The organism is Alishewanella sp. HL-SH06, assembly GCF_052656265.1.
Window position 1 is genome coordinate 1803103 of record NZ_CP199752.1, and the last position, 12957, is coordinate 1816059.

At 50.1% G+C, this 12957-nt stretch carries 14 protein-coding genes and 2 pseudogenes; 10 read left to right on the plus strand and 6 right to left on the minus strand.

Translation table 11 applies throughout. From position 1 onward, the window contains the following. Positions 1–89: 89 nt before the first annotated feature. From ACUJFK_RS08330 to ACUJFK_RS08340, 3 genes are read right to left on the minus strand one after another with little or no spacing between them, the layout of a single operon-like run. A complete protein-coding gene (locus ACUJFK_RS08330) occupies positions 90–521 on the minus strand; it encodes a hypothetical protein (protein WP_445426664.1) in 432 nt (143 codons plus the stop codon). Between the two features lie 14 nt (positions 522–535). Then, entirely contained in the window at positions 536–1729 is a 1194-nt protein-coding gene (locus tag ACUJFK_RS08335) for a tyrosine-type recombinase/integrase (protein WP_445426665.1), read from the minus strand. Continuing rightward, the gene (locus ACUJFK_RS08340; RefSeq protein ID WP_445426666.1) at positions 1722–1958 is read right to left on the minus strand and encodes a hypothetical protein; all 237 of its coding nucleotides are present in this window, start codon (positions 1956–1958) and stop codon (positions 1722–1724) included. The genes ACUJFK_RS08335 and ACUJFK_RS08340 overlap by 8 nt, the downstream gene beginning before the upstream one ends. Positions 1959–2061: 103 nt before the next feature. On the opposite strand from ACUJFK_RS08340, the gene ACUJFK_RS08345 reads away from it, so the two are divergent. After that, positions 2062–2292, plus strand: coding sequence for a helix-turn-helix domain-containing protein (locus tag ACUJFK_RS08345; RefSeq protein ID WP_445426667.1), 231 nt, complete (start codon positions 2062–2064; stop codon positions 2290–2292). 544 nt (positions 2293–2836) lie between these two features. Next, positions 2837–3961: an ISAs1 family transposase gene (locus ACUJFK_RS08350; RefSeq protein WP_420934092.1), complete on the plus strand. Its 1125-nt coding sequence runs from the start codon at positions 2837–2839 to the stop codon at positions 3959–3961. Here ACUJFK_RS08350 and ACUJFK_RS08355 read toward each other — a convergent pair. Further along, a pseudogene (locus tag ACUJFK_RS08355) lies at positions 3954–4151 on the minus strand (tyrosine-type recombinase/integrase); the annotation flags it as partial. The gene ACUJFK_RS08350 and the pseudogene ACUJFK_RS08355 overlap by 8 nt on opposite strands. A gap of 74 nt (positions 4152–4225) precedes the next feature. Here ACUJFK_RS08355 and ACUJFK_RS08360 point away from each other — a divergent pair. From ACUJFK_RS08360 to ACUJFK_RS08370, 3 genes and pseudogenes are all read left to right on the plus strand, one after another. Then, positions 4226–4711 carry an endonuclease I family protein gene (locus tag ACUJFK_RS08360; RefSeq protein WP_218141421.1) on the plus strand — a complete coding sequence of 162 codons (486 nt, stop codon included), beginning with the start codon at positions 4226–4228 and terminating at the stop codon, positions 4709–4711. 163 nt (positions 4712–4874) lie between these two features. Then, positions 4875–5039 (plus strand): hypothetical protein, encoded by a 165-nt coding sequence (locus ACUJFK_RS08365; protein WP_157999935.1) that lies wholly within the window; start codon positions 4875–4877, stop codon positions 5037–5039. 174 nt (positions 5040–5213) lie between these two features. Beyond that, positions 5214–5837: pseudogene (locus ACUJFK_RS08370) on the plus strand (LysE family translocator). A 33-nt stretch (positions 5838–5870) separates the two neighbouring features. Here ACUJFK_RS08370 and ACUJFK_RS08375 read toward each other — a convergent pair. Next, positions 5871–7262: a Cu(+)/Ag(+) sensor histidine kinase gene (locus ACUJFK_RS08375; RefSeq protein ID WP_445426668.1), complete on the minus strand. Its 1392-nt coding sequence runs from the start codon at positions 7260–7262 to the stop codon at positions 5871–5873. Beyond that, the gene (locus tag ACUJFK_RS08380) at positions 7255–7941 is read right to left on the minus strand and encodes a heavy metal response regulator transcription factor (RefSeq protein ID WP_008950841.1); all 687 of its coding nucleotides are present in this window, start codon (positions 7939–7941) and stop codon (positions 7255–7257) included. The genes ACUJFK_RS08375 and ACUJFK_RS08380 overlap by 8 nt, the downstream gene beginning before the upstream one ends. Before the next feature lie 155 nt (positions 7942–8096). Between ACUJFK_RS08380 and ACUJFK_RS08385 the strand changes: the two genes are divergently transcribed. The 5 genes from ACUJFK_RS08385 (at position 8097) to ACUJFK_RS08405 (ending at position 12941) form a co-directional block, all read left to right on the plus strand. Next, positions 8097–9908 carry a copper resistance system multicopper oxidase gene (locus ACUJFK_RS08385; RefSeq protein ID WP_445426669.1) on the plus strand — a complete coding sequence of 604 codons (1812 nt, stop codon included), beginning with the start codon at positions 8097–8099 and terminating at the stop codon, positions 9906–9908. A 356-nt stretch (positions 9909–10264) separates the two neighbouring features. Next, complete coding sequence (locus ACUJFK_RS08390; RefSeq protein WP_409976794.1) at positions 10265–11080, plus strand: copper resistance protein B; 816 nt, start codon at positions 10265–10267, stop codon at positions 11078–11080. 33 nt (positions 11081–11113) lie between these two features. Then, positions 11114–11509, plus strand: a complete 396-nt coding sequence (locus tag ACUJFK_RS08395; protein ID WP_008224208.1) for a copper resistance CopC family protein — start codon at positions 11114–11116, stop codon at positions 11507–11509. 17 nt (positions 11510–11526) lie between these two features. Further along, the gene (locus ACUJFK_RS08400) at positions 11527–12417 is read left to right on the plus strand and encodes a CopD family protein (RefSeq protein ID WP_259238239.1); all 891 of its coding nucleotides are present in this window, start codon (positions 11527–11529) and stop codon (positions 12415–12417) included. A 38-nt stretch (positions 12418–12455) separates the two neighbouring features. Next, positions 12456–12941 carry a YybH family protein gene (locus tag ACUJFK_RS08405; protein WP_147904812.1) on the plus strand — a complete coding sequence of 162 codons (486 nt, stop codon included), beginning with the start codon at positions 12456–12458 and terminating at the stop codon, positions 12939–12941. Positions 12942–12957: the final 16 nt, after the last annotated feature.

Sequence of the window (12957 nt, forward strand, 5' to 3'; positions counted from 1 at the left end):
TGATCGTGTTTAATTAAGTAAATCAAAGGCTTCAGATACTTTCTGATCCGCTCCATTAAATAACAACGAAGCAGATCAGAACGTTGGGCTTAATCAAGATGCCGAGAGTTACCCTTATTCAAATTACTGTTAGTAATGTTTAACTGCTTGTCATTCTTCATCAGTTCAGCTTTGTTAAGTTGACTTTCTGAAGAGGTTGCTTTTGACCGTGTTGAGATCACAATCAACACGGTCTGCAGATCTCGCATGATTTTATCTGGGTTTGGGATTGTCGGGTTAAAAAGTTGATTCAATAGCATCGTAATCACTTTATGTGAAAGTGCCATACTCACGCAGGTTAAATTGTCGAGAAAATAGCCATCATCAATGCAGCGGTTAAAAATTAGTGTTTGCACACTTTTTTGCATCATTAAGATATCTTCAGCTTGCGAGTGTTGAAAAGTTTTTGAACACATCATATCCAAACATAAGCTGGTTGTGTGCACAACTAATGGATTAATAGTAGCTACAGGGTTTTTCATTTGAATCACCTTTATCATAAATTATTGTTTAATAAACGTTCAAAAGCACTGCCATCTTGGCGAGTAAGGTTTGGCACATAGCGACTGTATGTTTCGAATAACATCTTGGTTGTTGTATGACCCATTTGCCGAGCTATCCACTCGGGAGACTCACCCGCTGCCAGCCATAACGTGGCAGCGGTATGCCGAGTTTGATAAGGACGTCGATAGGTGAGTCCAAGTTTTTCTAGCAATGGCTTCCAAATGCGATCTCGCACATTCCGATGATCCAGCGGTGTGCCCTTGTTAGTGCAAAATACAAACTCACTTTTGTTTGAGGTGGTAGCGAATTGTTGTTTTAACGCTTGAAAGACTAAAGAGGACATTTTAATTTCGCGATATGATCCTACTGTCTTTGTCGTCTCGATTACCCCGTTGACGTTAGTTTCACGAATTAAAATAAGCTCTCGTTGAAAATCAACATACTTCCATTTCAGACCGTCACATTCTGATGTTCGCATGCCAGTAAAAAACCGAACGGTAAAATATGCATGAAAATCAGCTCGAATTTCTTCAAGGATCAGTTTCACTTCTTCTAATGAAAATGGTTCTACGTCAGTTTTGTCGACACGAAGAGGTTTAATGTTTTCAAAAGGTGAGCGAAAGCCGTAACGATCTCCTGCTTCTGCTAGGATCATCCTTAGTGGCGTCATTACATGATTAACAAAATCAGCTGAGCGTTTTTTACCATCTTCTTGAGTATTGGCAATTCGAGCTCGGAACTTCAAAATAGCTGCTTTAGTGATCAGGTTAAGCGGTACATCACCGAATTCGGTATTGAGGTAGCTTTTGATAATAAAGGATATAGTCTGGGTATAGCTGTTTTTCCAACGCACTGCGTTTTCATCGAACCATTCTTTTGAAAATTCAGCAAAAAGAACCTCTGGAACTTTGGCTATACTGGGTTGATAATTGGCCATGGTTTCAGCTTTTCTTTTTGCCGCTTCGTCATCCTTACGACTGAATTGAGCAGCTTTAGTTGATCCAGGAAAATAATCACGATAGACAAAGCATTCCAAACGGATGTCTGTATCAATGTTATTAATAAGCTTATTTAGCTTTCTGACATTAGCTGGAGTGTTATCCAGCTCTGTCTGCTCTCTACAACGAACACCACAATATCTAAAATCGATGAGTAGTTTATTATTGCGAACGCCGATACTAGCCATGACAAATTCTCCCATTTGCCATTGGAATGTACAGCTGATTCCGCGTTGAACTGCGGTACATCGCTTCTTCTATCGTTTCCCAGATATAAAGAATTTTGCGGCCGTTAAATGGCCGAATGTAGTGGATCCCTTCTAAAAATACCGTATCTCTGAGTGACTTGTTGATATAAACTGGGCTAAACTTAATCCGCTCAGCCAGTTCTTTTGCGCTTAATAACGTATTAGACATAGCATTCTCCGTTCTGATAAAGAACAAACGTTCTCTTGAGGAACATATTAACCATGCTTTTTTGTTCTGTCAAAGAACTTTTGATATTTTTTGGTGTTTTTTTATGATTGTTTTCAGAATTAAAGAACTCGTGGCCGAGAAAGAGAAAAAAGAAATACGAAAAATAACCTTAACCGAGGTTTCAGCTGCTACAGGTGTAAACAGAACATCGCTTTCTAAAATGTTAAATCCTGCTAGCCGTCATTCAACAACAACGTCTGCTATAGAAGCGCTATGCAAGTATTTTGATTGCAGGGTAGAGGACTTAATGGTTTATGTGCCAGAGGACGAGTAGGGCGGCCCGGTTTTATTAAAAATTTCAAATATTACTTCCATTGAGATATTAAATTAACGTTGTTGTAGCTCAGTTGCATAGTTTGATGATGTTCATGCTATTAGATTGTGCAAAGATCACTTTGATAACGAATGCAGCCGGTGCATCAACATACGAAATTAAAGTTCATCGACCATCTAATAATATATGTAAAAGATCACCCTAAATTACCACCTGTTTCACTTTAAAGGGACCACTGGTTGCAATTTCTATAGGCCATAACTTTCACAATCAAGGACCATTGATTGCTGCAATCATTCATTAATAACAAAGACTGCTTTGAGCGAAAAGCAGAGATTCAGCACCTCAACACAATCCGCATGCGAATGACCGCTTTTACCGCAAAACCGGACATGAAGCCCGGTTTATTTAAAACGAAATTATCGGTCTATAGGGCTAATTGTCCCAGGGCAAGATCACGAACATTTAGTACGCACTTTAGCATAACTGATTGACCCCGATCTTCAGCTGTGATCAGATACTGGCTTTTACGCGGAGCCAGTTTATGAACATCGATATTTTTGCAGAGCACTTTTCAGAATTAGAAGACCCAAGGCAAGCCGCTAAGGTCGTTTACCCCTTGTTTGACGTAGTGTTTTTAACGCTTTGCGCAGTCATTGCTGGCTGTGAGGGCTGGGAAGATATTGAAGATTTCGGCGAAAACCGCTTTGACTGGCTGCAAGAACATGGCTTTTTTAAACTGGGTTTGCCGGTACACGACACCATCGCGCGGGTGATGTCACTGCTGGACAGCGAAGCCTTGCAGCGCTGCTTTGCCAGTTGGATGCAGGCTTGTACAGAGCTTACCGATGGTCAGGTGGTCGCAATCGACGGCAAAACGCTTCGCGGCTCCTACAACCGGGAAGACCGCTGCTCTTCTATTCATATGGTTAGCGCCTTTGCCAGCGCCAATGGTGTGGTAATGGGCCAGGTTAAAACGGACGAGAAGAGCAACGAAATTACGGCGATACCTCAGCTACTTAACTTGCTGGAGCTTAAAGGATGCCTGGTCAGTTTGGATGCAATGGGATGCCAGAAAGAGATAGCGCAGCAGATAGTAGATAAAAAAGCTGATTACCTGTTGACGGTTAAAGGCAACCAAGGTCATCTGCACGATGCAGTAAAACAAGTCTTTGCGGGTAAAGCGCATAAAGATAGTGCAGCGCAGTCACTGGAAAAGAACCGTGGGCGTCTAGAGTACCGTGAATTCCAGGTCTGTCCGGCCAGCGAATTACCGGAAAAACTCAAAGCTGCCTGGCCAGCGCTGACAACCTTAGGCATGGCAACGACTTACCGGGTGGAAAAGCACAAGCGTGCGGTGTTAGAGCAACGTTATTTTATCAGCTCAGCCGACCTTACCGCAGAAAGGCTGTCCCAGGCAGTACGCGAGCATTGGTGTATTGAAAACCAGCTGCACTGGGTGCTGGATGTGAGCTTAAGTGAGGATGCGTGCCAGATATACCGTGGTAATGCAGCAGCCAATCTTGCCACGATGCGACACTTCGGCTTGAATATGTTACGCGCTGAGAAGCGAAAAATGAGTATCAGAAGAAAGCAGCGTCAGGCATTGATGAATGAGGCTTATCTTGATGCGGTGTTGGAAGCTGGCATGAGTGTGGTGATTAAATGACCACTCGTAATCTCACCCTGCTAATTGTCCCTGATGAATGTTGACCGATGACATGTGTATATATTTGAGTTGTCTTCAAATCCGTATGCCCTAACAGCTCTTGAACTGTACGAATGTCTGTTCCCGCTTTTAAAAGCTGCGTTGCGAAAGAGTGCCTGAATGTGTGTGCGGTAACGTGTTTCTGAACACCTGACCGTATAATACCATTCCATCTTAAAGTTTGTTCAGTACAGCCCACTCTCTAGAGCACATCTTGATCATTCGATGGGTATCGCTGATAAAGCTGTTCCAGTCAATGCCGACCGCTCCAATTTCAACTTCACCATGCTTTCTAATGCCAAGCCGCAGCATGGTCAATGTCCGGTTAAAATCGATTTTAGTGCAAGAGCCGCAGAGCCGCGCGATGCGATTAAAGGGCAAATCGCTCGGATTTACTTTTACATGCACGACCGTTATGACCTCAACATGTCTCGCCAACAACAGCAGCTTTTAATGGCTTGGGATAAGCAGTTTCCCGTTACCGAGTGGGAGCGCGAGCGAGATAGACGCATTGCAAAACGTATGGGGCATTCAAATCCCTTTGTAACCGGAGAGCGCACCTGGTCTCTTGGGCATAAAAACCGCGCTGAGGGTGTGGTAACCCAGCTGCTATCAAGGCAAACACAGCAAACCCATGCACCCATTGAGATAAAAACATCTTTTAAAACAGATTGTTGCTCCATAGCACCGATTCCTTTTTGTGCAACGTAATTAAAAAGTTAAATTATAGTGATTAATTTATGCATTAAAAGAGGCGAAAGCAAGAAATGGTGTCAGGGTAACTATCTAATAACAAATGCGGGAAGGTAATGCTTACTAGATTCTGCAACCAGCAACGTTATACTTACTCTTAAATAAGGGCTTGGAGCTAGCTATGACTGAACCAACTACTTATCCCGGTAACGAGCAAGACTACAAAGGCTATCACGCCGACTGGCCGCAAACCGTACGTGAGTTGGCAGGATGCTGGCAGGAGTTACCGCAGCAGGAAGAACTGCGTGCAGGGCAAGGCAAAGATATACCGCGAGAGTCGCTTTGATTTTTGGGCTAAATCCTTTAAATAGCGTTCCTACTTTGCCTGCTTACCATTGCAATAAAACCTCTTTGTGAATAATTTTGCTACTGCGCCGGGTTGACTAAAAACCCCGCTTAACGCCCTTGCTGGCGCTGCTGCAACCGGCCAGAATAGCGCCATCTTGCAGTTGAGGTGGTTATGGTTAATCTGGCGTTGCTGGGCGCGTTTATTCCGACGTTTTTGTTTGTTTAGGTTACCCCGGGCATGTGCATGACACTGGCGATGACGTTGGGCATGAGCCAGGGCGTGCGCCGTACGCTGTGGATGATGTGGGGCGAAATGCTCGGCGTGGCGTTGGTGGCAATACTGGCGGTGTGCGGTGTGGCGGCGATAATGCTGCAGTTTCCGGCTTTTTTTCAGGGTTTTAAAGTTGCCGGTGCGGTATATCTCACTTACATAGGCCTGCAAATGTGGCGTGCTAAAGGCAAACTGGCGTTGCCGCAACCAGGCGAGCTGCCTGCCAGGCTGGCGCGGCGTACTTTATTTAGCCAGGGTTTTATTACGGCAGTGTCTAACCCCAAAGGCTGGGCGTTTCATATGGCGCTGCTGCCGCCCTTTATCGATAGCCAGCTGGCATTCTGGCCGCAGTTGCTGGTGTTAGTGGCAATTATTCTGTTGTTGGAATTTGGCTCTATGTTGCTGTACGCCAGTGGCGGCAAAGCTTTGGCGCTGTTTTTTAGTAAAACTAACCGGGTGCAGTATTTAAACCGCATCGGCGCCAGCCTGATGTTTGGCGTGGCGCTGTGGATGTTACTTGGCTAATACCGCATAGCACCGCGGTGAGTTTAACCGACGTCACGCCAGTTTAAGCCTGATGCTAAAGCGGGTAGAGCGCGCATCTGATTCGACGCTTAACTGGCCCTGATGAGCTTCGACTATGGCTTTGGTAATGGCTAGGCCCAAACCCGAGCCTTCTATCTGGCGTTGGCGCGAGGCGTCAGCACGATAGAAGCGATCGAATAAAAACGGCAAATGCTGTGGCGGGATCGGCTGGCCCGGGTTTTCTACCGTGATGGTGGTGCTGTCGGCTGCTGCGGTGGTGCTGACGGTAATGGTTTCGCCGGGCGGGGTATACCTAAGCGCATTGGATAATAAATTGGTCAGGGCGTGGCGCAGCAAGGTGCGATCTGCCTGCACAATAATATTGGCACCGTGATAGCTAAGGCCAACCTGACTTTCTGCCGCCCAGGCTTCGAAAAAGTTGAAAATTGCGGCCACTTCCTGCTTTAGCTCCAGCGGCTGCTTTTGCAGTGTTAACAGGCCATTGTCACTTTTGGCCAGCCACAGCATATCGCTAATCATTTTATTCAGCCGCTCCAGCTCTTCCAGATTGGAGAACAGCAGATTCTGGTACTCGTCGGCGCTGCGCGCGCGCGATAAGCTGACCTGCGTTTGCGTGATCATATTGGTCAGCGGCGTGCGCAGCTCGTGGGCGATGTCGGCACTAAAGTGCGACAGCTTGGTAAACCCCTGCTCCAGCCGATCTAACATCAGATTAAAAGACTGCACCATGTGGCGCAGTTCGGTCGGGACCTCGCCCGGGGACAAGCGAATATCCAGTTTACTGGTTTGAATATCACGCATTTGTTCGCTAAGGCCTCTGAGTGGATTCAACCCCTGATGCACCGCCAGCCAGGCCGCCAGCAAGGTGAGCAGTGCAGAGCCGAGTAAAATCAGCCCCAGGCTGCGCTGTAACTGCGCCAAGAAATGGGTATGAAAACTGATATCAATAGCAGCAATTACCTTATAGTGCTGATCTGCCGTGGTCAGGCGGCTGAACACACCGCGATAGGCTTTGCCGTCCAGCTGCCAGTGGTGGATGGTTTTGGCATTGTAGTCGGCGCTGGCCGGGGTGTTGGCAGCCAGCAGGCTTAAGTCAACGTCGGCATTGCGGTACAGTAAGCGGTTTTGGCTATCCATCACCTGATAGTAAACACCGTGATGGCCCGATACCGCTTTGGCCAGCGTCTGTGCCGGCTGTTGCTGGCCGTCCTGAGCGGTAGTCAGCGTGTGCTCAACCGCGTGCAGGATCACGGCTAATTCGTCGGCGTCCTGCTCGATAAAGTGATGTTCGACTGAGCTGAGCAGTAATTGCTGCACGAAGAACAGGCAAATCGAAATGGTTAGCGCGACAAAAAGTACCACGCGAACGGTGATCGAGAGAGGGCGTTTGCCAGCTTTATGCATCAGTTTGCTCATCGTCCAGTTTATAGCCCATACCGCGCACGGTGTGGATCAGTTTTGCCGCAAAGCCATCATCAATTTTGGCGCGCAAGCGGCGGATAGCTACATCGATAACATTGGTGTCGCTGTCAAAATTCATATCCCACACCTGCGAGGCGATAAGCGAGCGTGGCAGTACTTCGCCGCGGCGGCGCATCAGCAGCTCAAGCAAGCTAAATTCCTGATTACTCAATGTTATTTTGGCGCCGCTGCGGCTGGCTTTACGCTTGGCGATATCCAGTTGTAAATCGGCGACCTGCAATAATTCTGACTGCGGTACGGCCTGACCACGCCGTAGCAGGGTTCTGACCCGGGCCAGCACTTCAGAGAAAGCAAAGGGTTTGATCAGGTAGTCGTCGGCGCCAAGCTCCAGGCCTTTTACCCGGTCGTCGACACTGTCGCGGGCCGACAGAAACAGTACCGGCGTGTGGTTATGGTTTTCTCTTAGCGCCTGCACAATGCGTAAGCCGCTGACGTCCGGCAGCATCACATCCAGCATGATTAAATCGAAATCTTCTGTCATCGCCAGATGATGGCCATCCAGGCCATTTCTGACCAGTGACACCTGAAAACCGGCTTCGCTCAGGCCTTGCTTCAGATAGTCGCCGGTTTTTTGTTCATCTTCCACAATCAGCAAACGCATCTTGTCATCTCCAAACATAGCTTTGGCAGTATTAGGCCATAAACCGCCAAACAGCAACATGACAGCAAGATTACAACTTTGTCATGTTCATGTCATGCTGCTGACAGTTTCGTCCTCTACACTGCTACGCATATAGAGAGTATTGGAGGTTGCAGATGATAAAGGCTAACACCATGATGCCGGTATCGGTTTCACGGCGCCGGTTTGTGCAGGGGCTGGCGGTGGGCGGCGTGCTGGCCACTTTTCCGCATATCGTCAGGGCGGGTAGCGCCTTTAAAGATAATGCCTTTACCGGCTATGCCACTGAGCTCAGCGGTAACGTGATTGATTTAACCATCGGCGAAGCGCTGGTAAATTTTACCGGCGTGGTCCGTAAAGCCACCACCATCAATGGTTCGATACCGGCACCGACCTTACGCTTGCGCGAAGGCGATGAGGTCACCATACGGGTAACCAATACCTTGTCGGTGCCCAGCTCAATTCACTGGCACGGTATTATTTTACCCTACCAGATGGACGGCGTACCCGGCATGAGCTTCAGAGGCATTATGCCCGGCGAAACCTTTGTCTATCGTTTTACGTTAAAGCAAAGCGGCACGTACTGGTATCACTCGCACAGTGGCTTTCAGGAAATGACCGGCATGTATGGCGCGCTGATCATTGAACCCAAAGCGCAGGATGTAATTGCCGCCGATCGCGAATATGTGGTGCAGCTGTCAGACTGGACCGATGAAGATCCACATACGGTGTTTCGCAAATTAAAAGTGCAAAGTGATTTGTACAATTTTAATCAGCCAACAGTGCAGGACATGCTGCGCGATATCACTGACAGAGGGCTGGACGCGGCGCTGGCAAAACGGCAGATGTGGCAGCAAATGCGCATGAATCCAACCGATTTAGCGGATTTGTCAGCCGCTGTCTTAACCTTCTTAATGAATGGCAGCACACCGCTGGCCAACTGGCGCGGTTTATTTAAGCGCGGTGAGCGCGTGCGGCTGCGGTTTATCAATGGCTCCAGCAACAGCTTTTTTGATGTGCGTATTCCCGAGCTGAAAATGACCGTGGTGCAGGCTGACGGCCAGAATGTGCACCCGGTGACGGTGGATGAATTCCGCTTTGGCCCGGGCGAAACCTATGATGTTATCGTGTCGCCACAAGCGGATGCATACACCATTTTCGCCCAGAGTATGGACCGCAGTGGCTATGCCCGCGGTACCCTGGCCGTGGCCGAGGGCTTGCACGCCCCGGTGCCGGCACTGGATCCGGTGGAGTGGCTGACGATGGCTGACATGATGGGTAATATGAACCATGGCGCAAGCGACAGCCACAGCCACGGCCACAGCGCGATGGCGCACGGCAATGGCGCGGAAGATCATAGCCAGCATGGTGCTATGGCTATCGATCACAGTCAGCATGGCCCGGCGGTGCCTTATGCCAAAGCCAGTTCAACTGTGCGTCATGCCAGCACCGAGTATGGCCCGTCGGTGGATATGCGGGTGGATATGCCAAGAACCAACCTGGACGATCCGGGCATTGGTTTGCGCAATACCGGGCGGCGCGCGCTGACCCTGGCCGATTTACATTCGCTGGACGGTATTATTGAGCCGGGCGGCCCGGAGGCGGAAATTGAGCTGCATCTGACCGGCAATATGGAGCGCTACACCTGGTCATTCGATGGCTTAGAGTTCAGTAAAAGCACACCGGTGCATATGAAGCACAATCAGCGTATCCGGGTGATCTTGCAAAACGACACCATGATGACCCACCCGATGCATTTGCACGGTATGTGGAGTGATCTGGAAAGTGACAACGGTGCCGTACAGGTACGCCGCCATACCATTCCGGTGCAACCGGCGCAGCGCATCAGCTTTTTAACCACGCCGCATGATGTCGGGCGCTGGGCCTGGCATTGTCATTTATTGTTCCATATGGATGCGGGTATGTTCAGAGAAGTGGTGGTGTCATGAAAACAGCCAACGTAACGCTAACCTTGTCGCTGCTGGCGCTGGCCTGTACTGTGGCGCTCAGCCCTGGCGTGGCAGCGCAGAACGCCACTGAGAAACCGCCGGTACCAACGCACAGTGGCATGGACCACAGCAAAATGGACCACGGCAAAATGGATCATAGCAAGATGAACCACGCTGAGCAGGCGGTTGACCATAGCCAGACGAACCCTAGTGACATGGATCACAGTCAGATGGATCATAGCGGCATGGACCACAGTAAAATGGGCCACGCTGAGCAGGCCGTAGACCATAGCCAGATGGACCACAGCGAAGTGGACCATAGCAAAATGGATCATACCGAGATGAACCATAGTGAAATGACCCATGCTGAGCAGGCCGTGGATCACAGCAGTATGGATCACAGCACGATGAACCATGCCGATATGCAGATGCAAGGCGGTAAGGCGCCGGCTAATGCCCGCGATCCACATGCCTACTCCAACGGCTACACCCTGACTGACGGGCCCTATGGCATGGCCGATTCACGCCATTTAAAGCACGGCGTTGAACATCCACAGTGGTCCGTGCTGGGCGATCGGCTGGAATACAATGCCGACAGTGAAGCTGGCGAACTGGAGCTGCAAGCCTGGTATGGTACGACCTATGATCGGTTGGTGCTGAAAACCGAAGCTGAAGTCAGTGACGGCAAGCTGGAAGAGAGCAGCACCGAGCTGTTATGGAGCCACGCGATAGCAGCCTATTGGGATGGTCAGCTTGGGCTGCGCCTGGATCAGGTTGCCGATGGCACCAACCGGCAGTGGTTAGCATTGGGTGTGCAGGGTTTGGCGCCGTACTGGTTTGAAGTGGATGTCACGGCTTATCTGGGCACTGGTGGTCGCACCGCGTTAAGTGCCGAAGCGGAATATGAGCTGCTGTTAACGCAGCGCCTGATCCTGCAGGCCCGGGCGGAGCTGACAGCCTATGGCAAAGACGATGAGGTCAATCAGCTGGGTAAAGGCCTGTCTTCACTGGGGGCAGGGCTTCGGCTGCGCTATGAATTCTCCCGCCAGTTCGCACCCTATGTCGGGGTAGAGTGGCATAACAAATATGGTAACACGGCAGATTTTGCCCGCCTGCAGGATGCATCGACAGCAGAAACATCCTGGGTTGCCGGTGTGCGTTTCTGGTTTTAATAGATCAGAGTTTTAATAAATAAGGTGATCAACATGAAAAAATTAATCCCGCTGCTTACTCTGCTCTGTTTGGCGTTTGCCGGGCCTGTGCTGGCGCATGTTAAACAAAGCGGCTCGGTGCCGGCGGATAACGCCATGCTAATGCAGGCACCGGATGTACTCAGTATCAGCTTTAGTGGCCCGATCCGGCTGACGAAAGTCACGCTGTTGCACGATAACGGTAACACTGTCGATTTTGGCTTTACGCCCACCGCTGTCGCCACGCAGTTTAGCTGGCCGTTGCCAGTGCTGGAGATCGGTAGTTATCAGGTTAACTGGGTAGGTTTGGGCGAAGACGGTCATAAAATGAAAGGTGATTTCAGTTTTATGCTCCACGCCGGCGCTGACGCCGGGGTGAAAGCTGATAGCGCGCACGCGCATCAGCACTAGATGGCTTGAGATTGGCGATGTTTAGCGATACCTGGGTATTAGCCTTATTCGCCCACAAGCTGCTGAGTTATTTAGCGGTTAGCGGCAGTATTGGTGCGGCGTTTTTGCTGCAGTTGCCGGCGCTGGCTCAGCCACCGTCTGATAGCCTTGCCTTTCGGCTGTGGTTAAAACGCCTTGTACTGGGGTGGTCGGCCGCAGGTATGGTGCTGGCGTTACTGTATCTGCCGCTGCAGGCTGGTGCGCTGGCCGAAACAGGCGTAGCTGGCATGGCCGACAGGCTGATGCTACAGATGGTTTGGCAATCGGCAATGCGCACCCAGCTGCTTTTATGGTTATGCGGTTATGCAGCGCTGTGGCTTTGGGCCCGGCGCGTTAAACACAGCGGCAACACGGTGAGCATTGCGCTTGTTAGCCTGGCTGCGTTTTTGCTGGCCGGCAGTTTCAGCCAAACCGGCCATGTGGCCAGTTTGGCAGGCCTGTGGCAGCTGTTACTGACGCTGCATGTGCTGGCAATAGCGGCCTGGGTAGGCTCCTTGCTGCCGCTGTGGCAAAGCTGTTACCGCTTGGCACCAGACAGGCTGCTGGCGCTGATGCAGCAGTTCGGTCAGGTTGCGCTTTATCTGCTGGTATTGCTTATCAGCTGTGGCGTGTTGATCTTACTGCAACTGCTTGACCCACTTAGCCAGTTGTTTGTAACCGATTATGGCCGTTTGCTGCTGTTTAAGCTGATGTTGGTCGCGGCCATGTTACTGCTGGCCGCCTGGCATAAATTTAAGCTGGTCAACGCGCTGGCGAAGCATCAGAACAGCCGCTTGCTGGCACGGTCTATTTTTATCGAAATGCTGTTGGCGCTATTGGTTCTGGCAACCAGCAGCAGCTTTACCACTGTGGTGGGCTTAGCACATTAAGCCTGCTTTATTCTAATAATTACAACAGGATACCTAATATGTTTCGCAATAAAATTCAAACCTTGTCTGCCATCAGCCTGGGCCTGGCGTTGCTATGCCCCGTTAGTGTGCAGGCGCACGGCAATGAAAAGCATGCCGCCCCGGCCTTGTTTGTCGGCGAAAGCACCGCTGCCGCTCAGGCGGTAAAAGCGTTTCATCAGGCGTTACGCGCTGGTGATGCCAATGCTGCCCGCGCCATGCTGGCAGATGACGTACTGATTGTCGAAGGTAATGGCGTAGAGCGCTCGGCAGATGAGTATGCCAGTCACCATATGCTGGCCGATATGAAATTTATGGCGGCGGTACAGGTAGAGGCGCTGGAACATCAGACCAAGGTGCTGGGCAAGGTGGCCTATTCGGTTAGCCGCAGCCAACTGACTGGCGACTATAAAGGCAAGCCGGTTGACGTTATCAGTAAAGAAACGCTGGTGCTGGTAGATAACGGCGACGGTTGGAAGATCGTGCATGTGCACTGGTCGCACTAAGGCAACAGCGGGAGAG

Bases quoted from the DNA above. Each gene is read 5' to 3' on its own strand.
- ACUJFK_RS08330 (WP_445426664.1), bottom strand. From the start codon at position 521: ATGAAAAACCCTGTAGCTACTATTAATCCATTAGTTGTGCACACAACC.
- ACUJFK_RS08335 (WP_445426665.1), bottom strand. From the start codon at position 1,729: ATGGCTAGTATCGGCGTTCGCAATAATAAACTACTCATCGATTTTAGA.
- ACUJFK_RS08340 (WP_445426666.1), bottom strand. From the start codon at position 1,958: ATGTCTAATACGTTATTAAGCGCAAAAGAACTGGCTGAGCGGATTAAG.
- ACUJFK_RS08345 (WP_445426667.1), top strand. From the start codon at position 2,062: ATGATTGTTTTCAGAATTAAAGAACTCGTGGCCGAGAAAGAGAAAAAA.
- ACUJFK_RS08350 (WP_420934092.1), top strand. From the start codon at position 2,837: ATGAACATCGATATTTTTGCAGAGCACTTTTCAGAATTAGAAGACCCA.
- ACUJFK_RS08360 (WP_218141421.1), top strand. From the start codon at position 4,226: ATGGGTATCGCTGATAAAGCTGTTCCAGTCAATGCCGACCGCTCCAAT.
- ACUJFK_RS08365 (WP_157999935.1), top strand. From the start codon at position 4,875: ATGACTGAACCAACTACTTATCCCGGTAACGAGCAAGACTACAAAGGC.
- ACUJFK_RS08375 (WP_445426668.1), bottom strand. From the start codon at position 7,262: ATGCATAAAGCTGGCAAACGCCCTCTCTCGATCACCGTTCGCGTGGTA.
- ACUJFK_RS08380 (WP_008950841.1), bottom strand. From the start codon at position 7,941: ATGCGTTTGCTGATTGTGGAAGATGAACAAAAAACCGGCGACTATCTG.
- ACUJFK_RS08385 (WP_445426669.1), top strand. From the start codon at position 8,097: ATGATAAAGGCTAACACCATGATGCCGGTATCGGTTTCACGGCGCCGG.
- ACUJFK_RS08390 (WP_409976794.1), top strand. From the start codon at position 10,265: ATGACCCATGCTGAGCAGGCCGTGGATCACAGCAGTATGGATCACAGC.
- ACUJFK_RS08395 (WP_008224208.1), top strand. From the start codon at position 11,114: ATGAAAAAATTAATCCCGCTGCTTACTCTGCTCTGTTTGGCGTTTGCC.
- ACUJFK_RS08400 (WP_259238239.1), top strand. From the start codon at position 11,527: ATGTTTAGCGATACCTGGGTATTAGCCTTATTCGCCCACAAGCTGCTG.
- ACUJFK_RS08405 (WP_147904812.1), top strand. From the start codon at position 12,456: ATGTTTCGCAATAAAATTCAAACCTTGTCTGCCATCAGCCTGGGCCTG.